At 51.6% G+C, this 19,080-nt stretch carries 21 protein-coding genes and 1 pseudogene; 11 read left to right on the forward strand and 11 right to left on the reverse strand.

Annotation, left to right across the window (positions count from 1 at the left end; all coding sequences use genetic code 11):
- The first annotated feature begins 113 nt into the window (after positions 1-113).
- On the forward strand, positions 114-1,682 hold the full coding sequence (locus LOK74_RS03270) for an IS1182 family transposase (protein WP_230042947.1): 1,569 nt from the start codon (positions 114-116) through the stop codon (positions 1,680-1,682).
- A gap of 102 nt (positions 1,683-1,784) precedes the next feature.
- Here the strand turns inward: LOK74_RS03270 and LOK74_RS03275 are convergent, their stop codons facing one another.
- The gene (locus LOK74_RS03275) at positions 1,785-2,606 is read right to left on the reverse strand and encodes an endonuclease/exonuclease/phosphatase family protein (RefSeq protein WP_230045194.1); all 822 of its coding nucleotides are present in this window, start codon (positions 2,604-2,606) and stop codon (positions 1,785-1,787) included.
- A gap of 227 nt (positions 2,607-2,833) precedes the next feature.
- Here LOK74_RS03275 and refZ point away from each other — a divergent pair, with 227 nt between their 5' ends.
- Genes refZ through LOK74_RS03290 form a run of 3 tightly spaced genes read left to right on the forward strand, consistent with a single transcriptional unit; the run spans position 2,834 to position 6,308 of the window.
- Entirely contained in the window at positions 2,834-3,496 is a 663-nt protein-coding gene (refZ, locus tag LOK74_RS03280) for a forespore capture DNA-binding protein RefZ (protein ID WP_230045195.1), read from the forward strand.
- A 14-nt stretch (positions 3,497-3,510) separates the two neighbouring features.
- Complete coding sequence (locus LOK74_RS03285) at positions 3,511-6,105, forward strand: septation ring formation regulator EzrA (RefSeq protein ID WP_230045196.1); 2,595 nt, start codon at positions 3,511-3,513, stop codon at positions 6,103-6,105.
- Positions 6,105-6,308, forward strand: a complete 204-nt coding sequence (locus LOK74_RS03290) for a hypothetical protein (protein ID WP_420908775.1) — start codon at positions 6,105-6,107, stop codon at positions 6,306-6,308. The genes LOK74_RS03285 and LOK74_RS03290 overlap by 1 nt, the downstream gene beginning before the upstream one ends.
- A gap of 77 nt (positions 6,309-6,385) precedes the next feature.
- Here LOK74_RS03290 and LOK74_RS03295 read toward each other — a convergent pair.
- The 3 genes and pseudogenes from LOK74_RS03295 to LOK74_RS03305 all read right to left on the reverse strand — a co-directional run bounded on the left by LOK74_RS03295 (position 6,386) and on the right by LOK74_RS03305 (position 9,681).
- Positions 6,386-7,694 (reverse strand): annotated as a pseudogene (locus LOK74_RS03295) (BaiN/RdsA family NAD(P)/FAD-dependent oxidoreductase).
- A gap of 59 nt (positions 7,695-7,753) precedes the next feature.
- Positions 7,754-8,860, reverse strand: a complete 1,107-nt coding sequence (menC, locus tag LOK74_RS03300) for an o-succinylbenzoate synthase (RefSeq protein WP_230045198.1) — start codon at positions 8,858-8,860, stop codon at positions 7,754-7,756.
- On the reverse strand, positions 8,857-9,681 hold the full coding sequence (locus LOK74_RS03305) for a GNAT family N-acetyltransferase (protein ID WP_230045199.1): 825 nt from the start codon (positions 9,679-9,681) through the stop codon (positions 8,857-8,859). The genes menC and LOK74_RS03305 overlap by 4 nt, the downstream gene beginning before the upstream one ends.
- Positions 9,682-9,812: 131 nt before the next feature.
- Here LOK74_RS03305 and LOK74_RS03310 point away from each other — a divergent pair, with 131 nt between their 5' ends.
- Both LOK74_RS03310 and LOK74_RS03315 read left to right on the forward strand, forming a co-directional pair.
- Positions 9,813-10,889 (forward strand): M42 family metallopeptidase, encoded by a 1,077-nt coding sequence (locus LOK74_RS03310; RefSeq protein ID WP_230045200.1) that lies wholly within the window; start codon positions 9,813-9,815, stop codon positions 10,887-10,889.
- Between the two features lie 16 nt (positions 10,890-10,905).
- On the forward strand, positions 10,906-11,418 hold the full coding sequence (locus LOK74_RS03315; protein ID WP_230045201.1) for a hypothetical protein: 513 nt from the start codon (positions 10,906-10,908) through the stop codon (positions 11,416-11,418).
- Positions 11,419-11,446: 28 nt separating this feature from the next.
- On the opposite strand, the gene LOK74_RS03320 is transcribed toward LOK74_RS03315, so the two are convergent.
- From LOK74_RS03320 to LOK74_RS03335, 4 genes are all read right to left on the reverse strand, one after another.
- The gene (locus LOK74_RS03320; protein WP_230045202.1) at positions 11,447-12,829 is read right to left on the reverse strand and encodes an HD domain-containing phosphohydrolase; all 1,383 of its coding nucleotides are present in this window, start codon (positions 12,827-12,829) and stop codon (positions 11,447-11,449) included.
- A 122-nt stretch (positions 12,830-12,951) separates the two neighbouring features.
- Entirely contained in the window at positions 12,952-13,089 is a 138-nt protein-coding gene (locus tag LOK74_RS03325; protein ID WP_230047131.1) for a hypothetical protein, read from the reverse strand.
- A complete protein-coding gene (locus LOK74_RS03330) occupies positions 13,079-13,264 on the reverse strand; it encodes a hypothetical protein (RefSeq protein WP_230045203.1) in 186 nt (61 codons plus the stop codon). The genes LOK74_RS03325 and LOK74_RS03330 overlap by 11 nt, the downstream gene beginning before the upstream one ends.
- Positions 13,261-14,514, reverse strand: a complete 1,254-nt coding sequence (locus LOK74_RS03335; protein ID WP_230045204.1) for an MFS transporter — start codon at positions 14,512-14,514, stop codon at positions 13,261-13,263. The genes LOK74_RS03330 and LOK74_RS03335 overlap by 4 nt, the downstream gene beginning before the upstream one ends.
- Positions 14,515-14,860: 346 nt before the next feature.
- Here LOK74_RS03335 and LOK74_RS03340 point away from each other — a divergent pair, with 346 nt between their 5' ends.
- Positions 14,861-15,085, forward strand: a complete 225-nt coding sequence (locus LOK74_RS03340; RefSeq protein WP_230045205.1) for a hypothetical protein — start codon at positions 14,861-14,863, stop codon at positions 15,083-15,085.
- Positions 15,086-15,090: 5 nt separating this feature from the next.
- Here the strand turns inward: LOK74_RS03340 and LOK74_RS03345 are convergent, their stop codons facing one another.
- A complete protein-coding gene (locus LOK74_RS03345; protein WP_230045206.1) occupies positions 15,091-15,336 on the reverse strand; it encodes a hypothetical protein in 246 nt (81 codons plus the stop codon).
- A gap of 14 nt (positions 15,337-15,350) precedes the next feature.
- Positions 15,351-15,524: a YfhD family protein gene (locus tag LOK74_RS03350; protein ID WP_420908719.1), complete on the reverse strand. Its 174-nt coding sequence runs from the start codon at positions 15,522-15,524 to the stop codon at positions 15,351-15,353.
- Positions 15,525-15,658: 134 nt separating this feature from the next.
- Between LOK74_RS03350 and LOK74_RS03355 the strand changes: the two genes are divergently transcribed.
- The 3 genes from LOK74_RS03355 to LOK74_RS03365 all read left to right on the forward strand — a co-directional run bounded on the left by LOK74_RS03355 (position 15,659) and on the right by LOK74_RS03365 (position 17,331).
- Entirely contained in the window at positions 15,659-15,970 is a 312-nt protein-coding gene (locus tag LOK74_RS03355) for a YtrH family sporulation protein (protein ID WP_230045207.1), read from the forward strand.
- Positions 15,967-16,467, forward strand: a complete 501-nt coding sequence (locus LOK74_RS03360) for a sporulation membrane protein YtrI (protein WP_230045208.1) — start codon at positions 15,967-15,969, stop codon at positions 16,465-16,467. The genes LOK74_RS03355 and LOK74_RS03360 overlap by 4 nt, the downstream gene beginning before the upstream one ends.
- 87 nt (positions 16,468-16,554) lie before the next feature.
- Complete coding sequence (locus LOK74_RS03365) at positions 16,555-17,331, forward strand: sporulation protein (protein WP_230045209.1); 777 nt, start codon at positions 16,555-16,557, stop codon at positions 17,329-17,331.
- A gap of 104 nt (positions 17,332-17,435) precedes the next feature.
- Here LOK74_RS03365 and LOK74_RS03370 read toward each other — a convergent pair whose 3' ends face one another.
- Positions 17,436-17,996 (reverse strand): GNAT family N-acetyltransferase, encoded by a 561-nt coding sequence (locus tag LOK74_RS03370; protein WP_230045210.1) that lies wholly within the window; start codon positions 17,994-17,996, stop codon positions 17,436-17,438.
- Positions 17,997-18,202: 206 nt separating this feature from the next.
- On the opposite strand from LOK74_RS03370, the gene codY reads away from it, so the two are divergent.
- Positions 18,203-18,979, forward strand: coding sequence for a GTP-sensing pleiotropic transcriptional regulator CodY (gene codY / locus LOK74_RS03375; RefSeq protein ID WP_230045211.1), 777 nt, complete (start codon positions 18,203-18,205; stop codon positions 18,977-18,979).
- The last annotated feature ends 101 nt before the right edge of the window (positions 18,980-19,080 follow it).

Raw genomic sequence — 19,080 nt, forward strand, 5'->3', positions numbered from 1 at the left:
CATGAATAATGGCTGAGGGATCCCCTTTTTTTTTTCAATCTAGAAAAACAAAAAGAAACCATCCTTTGGTAAAATGTAAGTGCGACCCAACACATACAAAAGGAGTGGTTTCTTTGTACATTCAATATACCATGGATCAACTTTGTTTACCAATGGATGTAGAAGAGGACATTCCCGCCAATCATCTCGTTCGTGTGGTCAACGCCGCTGTCAATCGTCTCGACGACGCCATCTTTGACGCGGCTTACCCCGGAGGCGGACGAGACAGCTATCACCCCAAGATGCTCACCAAAATCATCATCTATGCCTACACCCAGCGCATCTACTCTTCTCGCCAGATTGCCAAGGCCGTCCGTGAAAACATAATGTTCATGTGGATCGCAGGCAGACAACGTCCGGACTTCCGCACCATCAACCGCTTTCGCTCGGAACGAATGAAACCCGTACTGGAGACTGTGTTTACCGCCATTCTTCAATTCTTGGTCGAGGAGAATTACGTGCAGCTGGAGCATTACTTTGTGGACGGTACCAAGATCGAAGCCAATGCGAATCGGTATACGTTTGTTTGGGGAAAGGCTGTCGTCAAGCACAAAGCCAAGCTCCAGGAGAAAGTGAAGACCTTGTTTGCCACCATTGAGGAAGCCGAAAAGCAAGAAGAAGGAGCGCACGGGGGCCAAGATCTTCGCGAGCTGGGCGAGTCCTCTACCCTCACAAGTGAAAAGCTGGAGCATGCCGTCAAGCAATTGGAGGAACGCCTGCAGGAGAAGCCAAAAGACAAGCCACTAAAGAAGGCGGTTCGCACCATCCGCAAAGACCTGCTTCCTCGCCTCCAAAAGTATGAAACACATGAGAAGATACTAGGCACTCGAAATAGTTACAGCAAAACGGACCCTGACGCTACCTTTATGCGAATGAAGGAAGACCACATGCGAAACGGCCAGCTCAAACCTGGCTACAATGTGCAGATTGGCACCGAAAATCAATTCATTGTCGGCTACAGTGTGCATCAGCGGCCGACCGATACGCGCTGCTTTATCCCTCATCTTGAAAAAGTAAAGGCGCAGATCGGAAAGCTACCGAGAAGCGTCATCGCAGATGCGGGTTATGGCGGCGAAGAGAATTATGACTATCTCGAACAAAACGAAGTCGAAGCCATCGTCAAATACAGCACGTATCACCGCGAAAAAAGCAAGGCATGGCAAAGGGACATCAGCAAGATCGACAACTGGACGTATAACAGTGAGCAAGATACGTGGACATGCGCAGCGGGGCAAACCCTCCATTTCCGAAGAGAGAGCAAGGAGAAAACGGAAAGTGGATACGAAATCGTGTACCGTCATTACAGAAGCGCCGGTTGCGAGGACTGTCCGTTGAAGTCTCAGTGTACGAAAGCCCAAGGCAATCGCGAAGTCAAAGTCAGCATGAAGTATTTGCGGCTAAAGAACCAAGCAAAGCAGAAGCTCCGCAGCGAAGAAGGGTATGCCCTGGCAGTGAGGCGCATGATTGAGCCGGAGCCCGTGTTTGGTGCTATGAAGAACAATCGAGGGTTCAAAAGGTTCCTGCTTCGAGGCTTACCGAAAGTAAGTCTGGAGGTCGGGTGGCTTTCCCTTGCCCACAATTTGCTCAAGAAGGCTGCAGTGGACGCCCAAAGACAAGGAGCTAAGCGAGAACAGGTCGCTTAGCTCCTTTGTTTTTTGTTTCTTCCGAGACTTATCTAATTTTTTTCTGATGAGGTCGTTCCTAAGTTTACTTTTGGGACACCCTCGAATAAATGTATAAATGCGTTATGATTCCGCAGGCAGTTGAACGTAATACCCGACAGGATAATGGTCGGAGTGACTCGGTGTAGAGATAAATCCTCGCAAAAAGCGAACCTCTTCGGACAAAAAGATATGATCGATCTGTCCTGTCGTGTCTCCTTTGATCGTGCGAACGGCGGAAGTCTCCCTGTACATCGGGTCGTGAAACAGTTGCCGCAGCGGCTCCAGCAGCGGGTCCCCCGAACGGGTGTTGAAATCTCCCAACAAGATGGAGGGAGCAGACATATCGGCCGCTATGTGCTCCACGAGGAGTGTAAGCTGGCGGGAACGTTCCTCAGGCTGCAGCCCCAGATGTGTGGCATAAAGCTGCAGCGGCTTCCCGTGTATGTCGATCACCGCTGCCAACAACTGCCTTGGTTCTACCTCAAATGGCAGGAAATGTTGGGTAGCAGAGCGGATCGGATATCTGCTTAAAATGGCGTTTCCGTATGTACCGATCCCAAAGTTAATACTGGGTGCGTAAGCATAGTTCATCTCAAGTGCGGCGGCAATCTCTTTGACCTGATTCACAAAACCGGAGCGGGGCAGACGGATATCCACTTCCTGTAAGGCAATTACGTCCGCTTCAAGCGGCCTCAGATCATCGACGATTGCTTCCGCATCGGCTTGGCCGCTGTCGTCGCGACATCCACGGATGTTGTAGGTGACGACCTTTAGAATCGGATCCTGCAGGTGGCGTGAAAAACTTGAGTTCATCGTGTTGTCAACCTGCACGCGGCCTTCTACATACCAGACAGCCGACAGGCAGCAGAGCAAAATTCTCCACAGCTTGCTCCTACGCTTCATCGCTTCCCCCCTCATCATTTCGACAAAATCGCGCGATTTGTCCCTCAATTCCCACTTTTCTCTATCATAACGTGACAAGAATCTCTTTGAATACCGGAAAAATATGTCGTCTTTCCGATGATGACTGCTTTTTTTGCAGGGAAATCTGTACTATAATAATGGGGATCTGCTTGCTAGATAGATTCAACAAACCTCACATCGGTATTTTTCCAGGGGGGACAACCGGGATGAAACGAGTTGGGGAGCCGAGCGGTAAAGGCACGGATCAGACCAAGGCGCGCATCCTGGCTGCCGCCGCCAAACTGTTTGATGCACAGGGATTTGACGGCACTACGGTTCGTCAGATTGCCAAGGAAGCAGATGTGAATCTGGCCCTTATTTCCTATTATTTCAACGGGAAGCGGGGGCTGCTTGAGGTGCTGATTGCCTCGTATTACGAAACATTTTTCCGGCTCCTGTCCGAACAGAAAGCAGCAAGCCCACAGTTGGATCCACTAGACGAACTGCTTGCCGTGGTAAGACTTTATGTGTTTTTTCAACGCGATCATGCTGCTGTGACGCGGCTGATCCAACGGGAATTAAGTGTAGAATCAATGCTGGCACGTGAAGTGATGACCGTATACATACATCGGTGGAAGCATATTTTTTCCAGTATTCTAGAAGAAGGTATATCCAGGAACTTGTTTGTTCCTCTGTCTGTTGACCAGGTATTGTTGGCGATGACCAGCCTGCTCGTCTACCCCTACCTGAATCTACAGGCCGTCCGGGAAGTCTACTATCTGGAACCGGGTTCAGACGAGTTTTGCGAGTGGCTGGTTGCTTCGGTTGAACAGTTGTTTCGTTCGCTGCTGATACCCTTGTCATCGCCGTCCAGTCCGGATAACGCTTAAAGGGGGTTGTCACGTTGAAGTTACGTATGCTGTTTTTCTTGCCCATTGCTGTTGCTGTTTTCATGTTTTCCACTACTGTCTGGGCAGCACCCTTCCCGTCCAAGACGGACGAGGTGGTCCAGGACGAGGAAGGCTATCTCGATGAAAAGCAGAAGGAATCGTTTATCGAGTTCGTCGAACAGTACACGGATACCTACAAGGTAGTTGTAGTAGAGAGCGTCCTGCCGGAAGCGGCCGATGTCGATGAGTACGCCCAAAAATTGTACGACAACTACAATCTCGCCGAAAATGCGATGATGATCGTGCTTGATATTAATACACAGGAATTGGGTGTATACCCGGGCCCCGCTCTACAGGAGAAAGGCGCAAAAATGGAGATGCTGCACGAAAAGATCGTTACGTATTACAAACCGTTCAGCACCGAAAAGAAATATATGCTAGGCATTCAAACTTTTGTTGCCGAGATGAATAACGAGTTGAAGCGGATTGCTGCCAAGGCGGATGCCGCTGCTGGTGAAGAACAGCCTGCTTCTGAACCAACTGCCGAGCAGCAGGAGACAGACTCGCTGTGGAGTTTCCTACCCTGGTGGGTATACGTGCTTGCGGCGCTTTTCCTGCTTTCTTTGATTGCCCTCTTGTACGCGTTTGTGCGGCGCAACAGTATTCTTTCTGAATTGGATCGCGTAGAAGACTGGAAAGACGATCTGGTCGAAAAAATCCAGATGATCGATGTGGACAAGCCGCTCCGCAGAGCGACCGGAGCGACGGAAGAATGGTACGCTCAGTTGGCCAATCGCAAAGAAAACTTGCTGCGGATGAGGATTCCGGACGTAGAGATGATCATTTTGGAAGCAGAGGAAGCGTGTGATCGGCTGCGCTTCAGGGTTGCCCTCGATTTGATTGCGGAGGGCGAAGAAGTATTGACTGCGCTCGAAGGTGAACTGGCTGAACTGAAATCCGACAGCACCAAAGTGGTTGAAAAGAAAAAAGAAAATACCACTCATCTTCCGGAAATCGGAAAACTGGCGGAACAGTGCGAACGGAAACTGACCAACGCTCGCCTCGAATACGGATTGACGTTTCATGAGTTGAAGGGCAAGCTGGATGAGGCAGAGAGGATGCACCGTACCGTAAAGGAACTATTGGCCGGTGGCGATACGATGAAAGCCCATGAAGTGACGGAGGAAGCCCAGACGATCCTGCAGGGCGTATTGCAATCGCTGGAGAGGCTTCCGCAGTTGATCAACCGCGTGCAGAAGGAAATGGTCGCCGAACTAAAGCAGTTGGAGGATGACATTGCTATAGTAGAAGGGGACGGGTACGACCTCAGTCAAACCCAGTTGGACGCTTCACTGCTTCAGATCAAACAACTGCTCATCTCCGCCGAGACCTCTCTGGAAGAGGGGAATCTGGAACACGTAGAGATGCACATCAAGGCGTTTGCCATCAAGCTGGATGCTACCTACCAAAGCATGGAGGAAGCTGTGCTCAGTCAGCGGCAGGCTGCGGCGGCCGCGGTGTTGGTAGAAGAGCGGACACCACAGGAAAAGCCTTCTCTCGGAGGGATAGCGGAGGCCGTTGTTGCATCCTCAGCTCTTCGAGAATCCTTGATCGATTTATCGGCAAAAGAGGAGGCCCAAGCAGTGGCTTCGGCAGCAGAGCAGGTTGGATTAAACCTTGCTGCGTCACGGCAAGAGGCGGAGCAAGCGGCTGAGCACGAACAGCTACCAGCGGATCCGCTCCCAACCAACGAAGTGGAACTGACCGAGTACGATCCCCTTCCATCCGAGACAAGGATAACAATAGAAGCGGATGACAAGGACGAAACAGCGGGACAGGGCTCTGTCTCTGGCAGCGATTTCTCCACATCCGATGAGGAGCGCAGCCTGCTCTTGGCGCGGAATGAGAGATTGTCAGAAGAACGGCTGGTGCTAGAGGCAGATGACGAGGCAGAAGAGCCGCAGCCTGCTGCCTCAGCCGAAGTTGCCTATGATGACCATGATGAGGATGAGCAGGACACAGAGTATGAACTGGTGATGCCGAAGCCGCTGGGAGTGCAGGCGGCAACGGAGAAAGCTGTAGAGGTGGAGACCGGAACCGAAGCGGAAACGTTCCTGATCGAGACCGAAGATGATGCCCTGGACATGATGGAGTATATCGCCAATTCCTTGATCCGTATCCGACAGCAGCTGAAACGCAGCTACCTCCCTGGGATTCCCGATGATGTTACGTTTCGCTTTGATCAAGTCGTGCAATCACTTGGCCGGATCAAGATGTTGATGGAACGATACGAGTACGAACTGCAAGAAGTGACAGAGATGCTGCAGGAAGCGCGGGAGGAATTGCAGATCACGCAGAAAATGGCAGATGATGTCATCTCCTATTGCCAAAAAGCGGAGGGAGCCATACAGTACACCAACCGTTATCGCCGGCAAAACCGACAGGTACATGAGATGCTGACCAAAGCGGAACAGGCTTTCCGTCAGCTTCGGTTCGCTGAAGCATTTTCCTTTGCCGAAGAGGCCAGACTGTTGGTCGAACAAGAAACAGAAGAGGCCGCGGGAAGCAATTGGCTGCTGCGGCGGAAAAAGAAAGGAGCAGGGGAATGATGCCCTTGCTCCTTCCTCTCTTCTTGATTACTGTCGGTCTGTTGGTGATCTGGCAACCGCGAACCAAACGCTGGCGGCAGCGGCTCTCCCGACATCTGGGGGGAGACGAAGCACGGATCAAACAGCGGGCCAATACCTTCTTTTTACTGGGATTTGCCTTTGTCCTGGCTGGTATGGCGCTGCTGTACAGGCTTGCTTGGTGACCGCCTTATCAAAAAAGAAGGGGGATGCACTCCCCCTTCTTTTTGTCTGCCATCTGCAGTGGAGATCCCTGCCCGCTCTATTCCGCAGGCAGGGAGAGAATCCTGTCGTCTCTTGCTTGCAAAGCTTGTTGTGCGCTGTGTGTGCCGGCTACATATCCGGAAGAAAAGGCAATGGTGATGTTGTAGCCACCGGTATGAGCATGTACGTCCATCACTTCACCAGCGAAGTAAAGCCCAGGCATCAGCTTCGACTGCATCGTTTGTGGTTCAATCTCTTTGACGTGAACACCGCCGCCAGTGATAAATGCTTCCTCCAGAGAAAGAGTGCCGGTAATCGTTAACGGAAACGTTTTAACCAGTTGGACAAACGTCTGCCAACTTCGCTTTGTCACGTGGTGTGCCGTCGTCTCTCCCGGAATGGCGGCCATCTCCAACAACAGCGGAATCAATCGCTCCGGCAGAAATCCTTTCAGCACGTTTTTGATTGCTTTTTTTGGATGAGATTCTAACAAGGCCCAACTCTCCTGAAAGAGTTCATCTGAAGATGTCATCGGCATGAGATCGATACTTAGGCGGAGAGGAACGGAACCATGTTTCCGTCTCGCCACGGAGACATAATGGCCCATGCGAAGAGCCGCCGGCCCGGACAGTCCGAAATGGGTAAAGATCATGTCGCCTTCCTGCGTACTGATCTTCTTCCCCTTTGGTGCGTATAACGTCAAAGTGACGTCGCGCAGGGACAACCCTTGCAATACTCTCTCCTGGATAAACGGATCATTGGAGACGAGCGGCACCTCTGTCGGATACAGGTCGGTGATCGTGTGGCCAGCTTCCTTGGCCCAGGCGTATCCGTCCCCAGTTGAACCAGTTTTCGGAACCGATCTGCCGCCCACTGCTACAACGACACAGGCGGCGGCCAACTGCTCTCCTGACTGCAGCAGCACGCCACTGGTTCGTCCCGCCTCATATCGGATTCGCTTGACCGGGCTGTTCAGGCGAATCTCCACACCCTGCTGCTTCACTTTTCTGATCAGTGTATTGGCCACTGTAATCGCTTTGTCGGTAACGGGAAACATCCGTCCCCGATCTTCTTCCTTTAGGGCAACGCCCAAGTCCTCAAAAAAACGGATAATCTGCTTGTTGCTGAATTGAGCAAAGGCGCTGTACATAAATCGCCCGTTTCCCGGCATCTCTTTCATCAATTCGTCTAACTCCTTGGCATTGGTCACATTGCAGCGGCCGCCACCGGAGATGATTAGCTTGCGCCCCAGTTTTTCGCCTTTCTCCACCAAGCAGACGCGCCCCCTGTGCGGAAGCTGCGTAGGCGGCCATTAACCCGGCCGGTCCGCCACCGATCACAATCACATCGTATGCATTGTTCTTCATGGTTTCTTTCACCGTTTCCTTAGGCGTTGTTGATTAGAAATCCTAGTTGGACGTTCCTCTCACTTATAGGTTTCACTTGCTTGAGTAACAGCATCCAGACGATTTTGATTTACCTCGTATCCAATACCAGGCCTGCTCGGCACGCGGATATAGCCGTTTTCGACGATTACTTCCGGCTCGATAATATCCTGTTGCCAATAGCGATTGGAGCCAGATGTGTCACCGGGCAGCGTGAAGCCAGGGAGTGTGGTGACGGCCACGTTGTGGGCACGGCCAACCCCCGATTCCAGCATCCCGCCGCACCATACGGGGATGTTGCGCGCCTGGCAGAGGTCGTGGATCTGCTTGGAGAGGCTTAGTCCCCCTACACGGCCCACTTTGATGTTGATGATCCGGCAACTTCCGAGATCAATCGCCTTGCGTGCATCATCAACGGTATGGATGCTCTCATCCAGGCAAATCGGTGTGGCGAGCTGCCGCTGCAAAACAGCATGATCCACAATATCGTCATGGCCCAGCGGCTGTTCAATCATCATCAAGTTGTATGGATCAAGCTGCTTCAGGTGTTCGGCATCGCGCAGCGTATAAGCCGAGTTGGCATCGGCCATCAACGGGATGTCGCCAAATGTTTGACGAATGGCAGCAATCACATCCACGTCAAAGCCGGGTTTCACCTTTACTTTAAACCGTTGATACCCCTCCGAGAGAAAATGTTCCACCTGCTTAAGCATGGCTGTAACATCCTCTTGTATCCCGATGCTGACCCCGACCGGGATCTTTTCCGCTTTTCCGCCAATTGCCCGGGAAAGAGACAAATTTTTCCTTTTGGCGTACAGGTCCCAGATTGCGCACTCGATCGCAGCTTTTGCCATCATATTGCGGCGAATCGGGGCGAACAAGCGGATGCATTCATCCGGATGTGAAAACGGTCGGCCTAGTACAAGGGGGATTAAATAATCTCGTAACAGGTGATGATTCCCTTTTAACGTCTCCTCATTGTATAGCGGATCCCGCATGGCAGTTGACTCACCATATCCAATGATACCATCCTGGTCGTGCACCTCAATCAGCAAAAACTCCCTTTCGGTCGTTGTGCCGAAGCTGGTGACAAAAGGTGACTTCAAGTTCATTGACAGATGGCGCAAAACAACTCGTTGAATCATCATCCCCAATCGACTCCTTTCTGCAGCAGGTAGGTGACGGTTAATTCGTCAGCTTGCCGAATCACGTCAACCACAGTGTATCCGTTGGAAAAGTAGTGGGGAAACAGCTGACGGGTCACCTGCCGCCATTCTTTGGCTGTGTTCATATCGGTCCGCTTGATCTGTTGAAAGTAAGCAGGCACAGAAATCCCAATGAACGGTTCATCTGTCTCCCAGACAGGTTCCAGCGGCACCGGCAACCCCTGCTCATCCTGTTTCCAGCTCAATACCTTGGGAAAAGACCGACTTGCAGCAGGTTGCTTATTGAGCGTGCTGCTGTATTGGCGGACTCGCTCGCTGTCCAACAGCCATTCAACGATAAAGCGGTCAGTCGGCAGTCCCTTGTTCATCTCGTCATGTAGCTCGCCATAGCAGTTGGGGACGTAACGGCGGACCATTCCTCCCAACTTGGCGATGTTTACTGTCGCGTTAACCGTCTCCAGTGGATCATAGGTCCAACTAATCTTCTGATAACCGAGCCTGAGCGCTTCCTCACGTTGGAACCACTTCATCTTGACTCCAAGTCCCTGCTTCCGATAGGCAGGCAGGAAGCCGAGCATGTGAGAGCAGAGGAGTGGCTCACCCTCGAGATGGCCTGGGAAACTGTAGAGGAAACCGATCATCTCCTCTTCGTCAAATGCCCCTAGGAACAATCCGCCGAACTTGGCCAGTGTCAGCGTCATGTGCAGCGGTATGACCGACTTTTCGCTCCACACCGCCGCTTCCAGTTGCTCCATCTGCTGAAACTCAAGCGGGCTCGTCAACTTTTTCATTGTGATCTGCATGACGCAACCTCCCTTTGAACTACAGCTACCTATTCTTGCTGTTCGTGCCAGACTCCTGCATGCACGACGGTTGCATTTGGCAGAACGCTCATCGATAATAGGAAAGGAACAGTTTTGGAGGAGGATGGAAGATGGCAGACGCGTACCAGTTGGAACTCTGGAGGAGATTGACAGAAGCGCATGGGGCCCCCGGCTTTGAAGGGGAGGTGCGTTCCATCATGAAAGAATATATCGGTACCTACACCGATGAGATCGTATATGACAACTTGGGGAGCATCTTCGGTGTGCACCGTGGCGACGAGAGCGGGCCGCGAGTCATGGTAGCCGGACATATGGATGAAGTTGGTTTTATGGTAACCCGCGTCTCTGACAAAGGATTTCTCTCCTTTCAGCCGCTCGGCGGGTGGTGGGGGCAAGTCCTGTTGGCCCAACGGGTACAGGTGATGACCGCCGCAGGTCCGATCGAGGGAGTGATTAGTTCGATTCCCCCTCATGTATTGAGTCAAGAACAGCGGAACCGACCGATGGATATCAAAAACATGTACATCGATATTGGTGCCGATTCCCGCGAGGAGGCAGAGCGGTGGGGCGTCCGGCCTGGGGTGCCTGTTGTCCCGACAAGTCCGTTTACCGTGATGAAAGACGGCAAAAAGATAATGGCCAAAGCGTGGGATAACCGTTACGGCTGCGCCCTCTCCATTGAACTGTTAAAAGAACTGCACGAACAGCCCAATCACCCCAATGTTGTGTATGCCGGGGCAACAGTACAGGAGGAAGTGGGCACCAGAGGCGCCAAAACAGCAGCCCATCTGATCCAGCCTGATATCTTCCTGGCTTTGGATGCAAGTCCCGCCGGGGATATTCCTGGCGTTCGGGATGGATTCGGAAAACTGGGGGACGGTCTGCTGATGCGTATTTATGACCGCGTCATGGTAACCCACTCCGGACTGCGTGACTTTCTGATTGAGATCTGTGAACAGGAAGGAATCAAGTATCAGTACTACATCTCGCAAGGGGGGACGGATGCAGGAGCGGTGCACCTGCACGGCAATGGTGTTCCTTCCGCGGTGATCGGACTGCCGGCCCGCTACATCCACAGCCATACGGCGATCATCAACCAAGACGATTATGAAGCCGCCAAGCAACTGCTGTTCCGCGTGATCAAAAAGCTGGACCGGGCTGCATTGGATGCGATCCGCTCATACTGAGAGCGAGGGATAGGGAATGAATGCGATACGGTTTTACCGTCACCAGCGGGGAGATGAGGTGGTCTTGGAATACAACTTCTACGACCACCAGTTTGCCCCAACCAACTTGGTCGTTCGCAAGCTGTTCATGGCTATGCTGGATGCTGCCCGCAACCGCTTGACAAACCTGGAGATTGAGTACAACGACCATATGCTGGCAGAAAAACTGGGCAGAAGAGCAGTCGAAGTGCTGCAGCTATTGGGAGCGTCCAGAGAAACGATGCGGGAAAACAAAAGCGAAGACGGCGTTACCTACAGCAGGACATTTACAGCCGCTTTAACTGAAGAGCGGTTTCAGTACTTTTACCAGCTGCAGGATATCGCACAGTTTCCCTGTTATCGCCTACTCGAAGGCGGGCGCCAGCGGGTAGTGTTTTACTTCAACCAGTATCTCTCTCTTCACTTGCCCGAAAAAGAGCTGCCGCAATTTTTTCAACGGCTGCAGGAAGTTCAGGTTCCGTTTCAGATCATCGCTGTGGGAAATGCGTAAGAGACAGTTAAAAAGGGCCTGCCTGACCTTATGTAGCGGTCTGGTAGGCCCCTGTTATGTTTGCCTCTTCCTCATCCGATTCAAACAGCATCTCGTTGGCTGTCGTGATCTGATGGGCGAGGTAAAAAGTCTCTTCCGTTATACCCTCAAAAAACGCTGCCGCCACTTGCGGACAAAACTGCGTGCCGGTGTTGTCGCGGATCTCCTCACAAGCCTTGGAGTAAGAGAGGCCTCTGCGATAGGAACGAATGGACGTCATCGCATCAAAGGAATCAGCCACGGTAGCGATCCGCGCAGCCAACGGGATCGCCTCCCCCACAAGACCGTCAGGGTATCCCTTGCCATCAAAACGTTCATGATGGGAACGGGTGATAGTCAAAACCAGATCCACCTTTTTACGGTCGTGTTTGTTCACATTGGCATACAGCTTGCGAAGCAGTGCTTCACCACGTACCGGGTGAGTTTTGATCACCTCATACTCTGTGTCAGTCAACTGTCCGGTTTTCTGCAGGATGCTGTCTTCGACGCCGATCTTGCCAATGTCGTGCAGCAGTCCGCCCATGTACAGAGCATCCATTTCCTGTTCGGGAAATCCCATCTGTCGTGCAATCTGTTTCATGTAATAAGCAACCCGCTGAGAATGTCCGGACGTATAGGCATCTCGCTCCTCTAACGCCACTGCCAGTGTCTTCAATACGCTTTGGTTGGTCTCAGCCAGTTGTTTGCTCATTTGCGTGGATCGCTGCAGAGCCCGTTCTTTCCGTCTCGCCAGGAACAGCAGGATAGCCGCGATCACGTAGCTGCCTGCTACCAGTATGATCAGCAGAGCTTTCACCGGCTTGTAGAATATGTAAAAGTTATCCTCATCTGTTGAGATGCCGATATACCAGTCCCAAGGAGCATAGTAGCGAACCAGTGAAATCCTGGCATGTGGTTCGGAATCAATCGGATTTTCCCAGAGGTAGTGAAGCGCATCAAACGGCTTGCTGAGCAGCTCTTTTGCGATATAGCGCCCCTCCGGATTGGCAACCGACAGCAGGTTCTTGCCTTCCAGGTGGGGATGCATCGCCGCATAGCCGCTGGAATTCAAAGCAAACAAGTAATCTCCTGGTCCGATGGTGATATCGACCGCGGACGAATCCCGTGTTCCGTCCGGCAAGAGCGGACCGGTAAGCAGATCTTTGACCTTTTTTTGCGCCTGAACCAAGGTGAGCTGACCATTTTCAACTTGCCGGTGAGTCAACTCGACCACGTGGATCACAGTGCTAAGCTGCCTATCCAGGCTGCGTATGCCCGCAGCATAATACTGTTGTTTGGCATACGAGTAACCCCAGAAGACAATCAAGCTGAAAAGGACGGGAAGCAGGATCAAAAAGATGGGGTACAGTTTTCTGGGAAAGGATGTGAACACCAACGCGCCTCGTCCTTTCGCTAAAAAAGTCGAAACATTTTCTCTTATACTATAGGGGAAAAAGGAGAAACGAGCAACTGTTCAGTGGCCAAGCTGAAAAGCGCGCCGCTGGCCGGGTGCGCTTACGTGGAAGGCCTGTTAGGACCTTCCAGTTTTTTGTTTCCATAACCAGGGCGATCATCCTGCACTGGCTGAGGCTGTTTGTTGGTTTCATCGCGGACTTCGGCGTTATTCGACATCCGTCGCTGCTCATTTTTCATCGACAAATGGCTCCTCCCAGTACAAATAGCGATAATCTCCACCTGCTTTGTGGGTAAGAGAAGGTTTCTTCATCTTTGTCTCGTTGGCATCTTCCACCCGGTACAGCAGAGAAGAGAACGGTACCTGCTGCTGCAGGGAAAGCGACAGCTGTTCTGCCTTTTGTTCCTTCATCATTTCACCTTTTCCTTTTTTAAAATCGGTATCCCGCTGGTCGACTGAGGCAAACCTCGACCGTGCCGGTCTTTGGCGTACCAGACAAACAGGCCCAGCACAGAGATAAAGAAAAGTGTGGTCACCCCGTAACCGATCCACGGCAGACGACTGCCGACACCACCAAGCTGTTCAACCAGGTTGCCGCCAACAGCAGCGCCTACAGCTGATCCAACCGCTGTAACCACATTGGAAATCCCGTAGTAAGCACCCAATAATTCCTCTTTGGCGAAATACCCGACCAGGCTGTCCCAGATCGGCAACAGCATCATCTCTCCTACAATGAAGACAATTGCAGCCAGGCTAAGCGTAAAAAAGCGATCGGCCAAGCCAAGAGAGGAGAGTCCAACACCGATCAGCAAGGTTCCTGCCAAGAGCGAGAAGTAGGGATTGATCCGCTCCAGAATCAGTCTGGAGATCGTTCCCTGCATAAGTACGAGCACGACTGAATTGATCGTCCAAATGAGACCGATTCGAGACGTGGTCCCCAATACATGTTCTCCTCTGAGCGGCAGTACAAGCGCGAACTGCGCGTATAAGGCCCAGATCAGCAGGGAAACAGCGGAAAACAAAACAAAACTGCGGTGCATCAGGATTTGTTTGTAATCTCTCCATGGCGTACGTCTACACGACTCCCCCTGGCAACGATCATTGGGCAGAGTGAGACGAGTTAGTAAGGCGAGGAGAAACAGCACGGCCGAGGCGTAAAAAAATACCCTCCGATTGGCCTCCAACGCCAGTAGGGTGATCATCAATCCGGCGATGATGATCCCGACATTGGCGGCAATCCCCCGCCAGGAAAAGGCGGTCGTACGGTTCTCAACGCCTGCCGTGCTTACAATCAGTGCTTTGACAGAAGGAGCAAACAAGCCGAGCCCAATCCCGTTGACGACGGAAAAGGCGAGGTAAGCGGCCAAGGGCTGACTCACTCCGTATCCGATCATGGCCGTTCCCTGAAGAACGGCTCCCGACATCATCACGGTGCGGCGGCCGAGCCGATCTGACAAGAAACCGCCTAGCAAACTGCCGATCTGAAAGGCAAAACTGGTTACACCAAGGATCAGACCAACCTGTCCTATGCCAAATCCGCGGTTCTTTTCCAAAAAGATCGGGAAAATCGGGTTGATTAAATAGGTAGCGAGGTGGGAAAACAGCACTCCGGCCAGCAAAAAGACGTACAAACGGTTTGCCAACAGCCCATGACCGATGTTCATCAGCCACCTCCCCCTTCTACCTGTTGCTGTTTTAGTATGGGATAAGCGCTGCTGTGATTATGCGTCTGCCTGCGGAATGGGTGAATGCGGAAATCAGGCGAACCATGACAGCCGTCTAAGCCAACATTCTCCCTATGTTCATATACCTATAGTGTTAGCTGGTCATTTGACTGTATCCCATTACACCACAGGCGAGGGGGGGACGATATTGAGTAAATTTTTTGACAATGATGGATTTGAAGTTATTATCTGGATCCTCGTCATCATCTTCCTCATCTCCGTCTTCTTTGACGAAGGTCTGGATTGAGGTTCCTGGCTTTGTGCCATGACTTGACCAGGAAGTGAGGTGATTCGTCTGACGAGGAGCAGGCCTGTTCGTCAACTCAACCATTACTACAAAGGAAACGCAGATTTTAAAGCATGGGTGAAGGCAAACGAAAAGTGGTTTATGGAACATCCGGATCTATTTCACAGTGTCCTGAAGAACCCTAATATGGTCAATCTGTTTGTAGACCTGTTGGTCATGAATGCACCGCGCATTGAGCGCAAGTTGAAGCGGCACGAGAAATAAGGCTGTCAGAGCGGTGGGTTTTGGTTGGCAAAATCAGCATCCTGTACGCTTTCGTCGGTGAGTCGATGAGCGTTTTCGACCGATTGGGTCAATGCCCGCCGCTTTTCATGCACTCTTTCTTTGATTCGTTCAAACTCTAGCAGCAGTACCTTGGGTTTATCCCCGTGGTAGCTCTCGCCCCGCACAAAACGCTGCGCCATATCGAGCGCGAGATGGATTTTTTCCAGATCGCTCAAATCAAATTGTGACACGCTAAACCCCTCCCCTATGGGCGGATGTCCTGCCGCTGGTCGGCAGCATTCGCCCGTTTTTGTGCTTCGATGTCAGCAGCGTCGGCCAGTTCTTCGGCGTATTCCACATCCTCATTATGACCAATCGGCTGTGTGTCTGCATGATCGTCTTTTGTCTTCTTGCCTGATTGGAACAAGGTCGTCTTCACCTCCGTCGCTTTGTCCTAGTATGAGCAACACAGTGAAAAATATGATCGAACCTGACGCCATCTCCCCCTCCCATCATATTTGCTTGCCGATTCGCGTAGGGATAAGTAATGCCTGTACAAAGGGGTGTTTGCAGATGGCTCAGGTGGTACTCACCTTCTTTATTGCATACGGCATCGTCGTCGGTGGGGCGATCACCGGTGGAATCGGAGCGTTTCTGACGGAAAAAATGCCGTTGTGGTATACAGGAGAACTGGCCAAACAGTTAAAAATCTGGGGGCTGGTGGGTGCACTTGGCGGAACGTTTGATTCATTTATGCAGATCGAGAAAATTTTTGACGGTCAGCTCTCGCCCGTATTTAGGCAGTTGATTCTGATCTTTGCAGCGTTTATGGGCGCGCACATCGGGTCGCTGTCAATCGAATGGCTGGTGCAGGCGAGAAAATGAACAGCACCAATGAAAGAAAGCTGTGGCAGCGCTACATCGCATTGTTTGTTTTGGGGGGCTGGCTGGGAGCGGCTGTATTTTTGGTGCTCTACGGCAATGAATTGGAAGAACTGATGTTAATGAACCAAAATCTAAAGCTTCAGTACGATCGTCTGTCAGACGAAATGGATAATCTGAAGGAATCACAAAAAGAGCAACGGAAGCGACAAGAGGTCACGATCGAGGAGATTCGGATTGAGGTATTGGAGCCTAAGCCGGATGCCTATACGGAAACGGAAGTGACCCGACGACTGGAGAAGGATCTGGCTCCATTGAGAGGGAAAAGGGTGGAACAGGTAGGGGAAGTACAGGCGATCATACATGAGATGCTGCGAAGACGGGAATACGTGGTTGAGGGCCGTACCGCGGAGGTCCGGGTAAAAACGGTTGTTATTTCACGAATCATAAGACTGTATCTGACGATCGAAGTAAAAAATGAGACCATCGGGCTCAGGTGAAACTTTCCGGCCTACTCTCCGTATATCACTATGAGGACATAACAAATGGCGGTAGTGGATCCGCAGATGTAGAAAGGAGACGAATTGATGTCAATGTTTAAAAAACTGCTTGCAAGCGTGGGGATCGGCTCAGCCAAAGTTGACGCCCGTCTGCACAACGATTCCCTGATGCCGGGAGAGACGATCAGCGGTGAGGTGCACATCGTCGGTGGTGATGTCAGCCAGGAGATTGATGATATTTACATGTACGTGATCACTCATTATGAGCGTGAACGTGACGACAGAAAAGTAAAAGAAGAGTGCATCCTGGTGAAGCATCGTCTGGCAGAACGATTTATGCTAAAACCGGAGGAAACCAAAATTATCCCATTCTCCTTTCCTCTCCCTTATGAGACGCCATTAACGATCGGCCGGCAGCCGGTCTATCTGAGAACAGGTCTGGATATCAAAAACGCGATTGACCCTGGCGATTCCGACTACATCGAAGTACGCCCTCTCCCAGTCATGAGCAAGGTGCTGGATGCAGTCAAGGAGATCGGTTTCCAACTTTATAAAGTGGATTGTGAATACAATCGGTACCTTGGAAGGACGTATCCGTTTGTGCAGGAGTTTGAGTTTCGCCCGACCGGCAAGTACCGCAGTCGTCTTGACGAGCTGGAAGTGATCTTCTTCCCCCGTGGAGACGAGTTGGAACTGCTCATGCAGATTGACAAGCGCGCACGTGGATTAATGGGTGCACTGGAAGAAGCTTTTAACATGGATGAGCGCTATGTCCGATTGCGGCTGACTGCCGCCGACGCCCAGCGATCCACCAGTGAACTGGCTCAGGCGATTGATCAGACCATCCAGAACAATCTGCGATAATCTCCTGCAAAAGGGAATTGATCCAGAATGATCAACGAGCCGAACCCCTGTAAGTGAAGCGGGGCTCGGCTCGTTTTTGTTTCCGTTTGTTTTTTAGTCAGGGATTATCGGACATATTCTCTCCGCAGCAGGGAAAACATGCGCAGATCCACAAACCTGCCTTTGGCGAACTGATAATCGCGCAGCAATCCTTCCTGCTGAAAACCTACTTTTCCTAATGTTTTAATCGAGCCTGTATTGCCTGGTTCGACCAGTGCCTCGATCCGGTTCAGGTCCAGTTGATCAAACCCATGCGACACAAGCGCGCGCAGCGCTTCTGTCATATACCCCCTCCCCCAATAAGGCTTGCCTAGGTCGTAGCCGATTTCAGACCGGCGATCTTCCCCGGCCCAACTCGTATTGAACCCGCAGGTGCCAATCAAAGTACCCGTCTCTTTAAGGACAATCCCCCACCGGGACGCTTCCTGACGTTCGGAAAGAGTGTTGAGATGCACAATCATGTCCGTCGCTTGTTCCACGTGTTGAAATGGCGGAATGTTCATAAACCTGGTCACATCGTCATCAGCCCAGTATTGAAACAGAATGGGCGCATCTTCTACAGATAGTTTGCGCAGCAGCAGCCTGTCTGTCTGCAGTTCAGGAATGGGTTCCAGTTTGTTCGTCATCATCTTCTCCTATCCTTTGTGATTACTAAAAAGCGGAGCAGCCTTCATCGCTTGTCAACCCAATTATAACAGAGACGCAAATTTCGAGAGCTCTTCATAGCGAACAGAGCTTTGACGTTTTTTTATGATTTTTTGGGGTGCAATGTATTAAGGCGCATTTTTCTGACAATACTGAGAGCAGGAAACCTTACGAGGAGGAAGGAAACATGAGTTTATTGGAAAAGACAAGAAGGATTAATACGATGCTGCAGCGGACGATGGGAGGCAGCGGCGTCAGCTATCAGGAAATCGCCAAGCTATTCTCTGATGTGATGGCGGCCAATGTCTACATTATCACTGTAGATGGTGTGATTCTCGGCTGCGGATTGCTAGATGAGGTCAACACACAGGAAGAAGGACGATTTGCCAGCATTCTGCCGAATGACTACAACAACTTGTTGTTAGAGGTAGAGCAATCGCTGGCGAACCAAGGGACAGACAGCAGGTATTGCATGCTGTCCCGCGAGTGGAGCTCCCTGTTGCCAGAAGCAAATACGACGATTGTCCCGATCAATGCGGGCGGAAGTCGATTAGGCACGCTGGTCCTGCTGCGTGCAGCAGATCCGTTTGAGACGGACGACTTGATTCTTGCCGAGATTGGCGCCACAGTAGTGGGGATGAAAATCGTCCGCCATCGTGCCGAACAGATTGAGATGGAAGTACGCGACAAAACGTTTGCCAAGATTGCCTTGGCTTCGCTCTCCTACAGTGAGCAAATCGCGATTGAGAAGATCATGGAACAGTTAGACGCCAAAGAGGGGCTGCTGGTGGCAAGCCAACTGGCCGATCAGGCGGGTCTGACCCGGTCGGTTATCGTCAACGCCTTGCGCAAGCTGGCCAGCGCTGGTGTACTGGAATCTCGTTCGCTTGGCATGAAAGGCACGTACATCAAAGTGCTGAACGACAAGTTCCAGGCCGAGCTGAGCAAGTTGAAAACATCATAACGGGATGACCTCCAGTCCAAAGAGCCGGAGTAGAAGCACCTCGCGACAGAGGGGCGGCCACGGCTTTGATAAAGAAGCGTTCTTTCCTGCTGATGCACAGC

Source organism: Brevibacillus humidisoli (genome assembly GCF_020923435.1).
GTDB lineage: Bacteria > Bacillota > Bacilli > Brevibacillales > Brevibacillaceae > Brevibacillus_E > Brevibacillus_E humidisoli.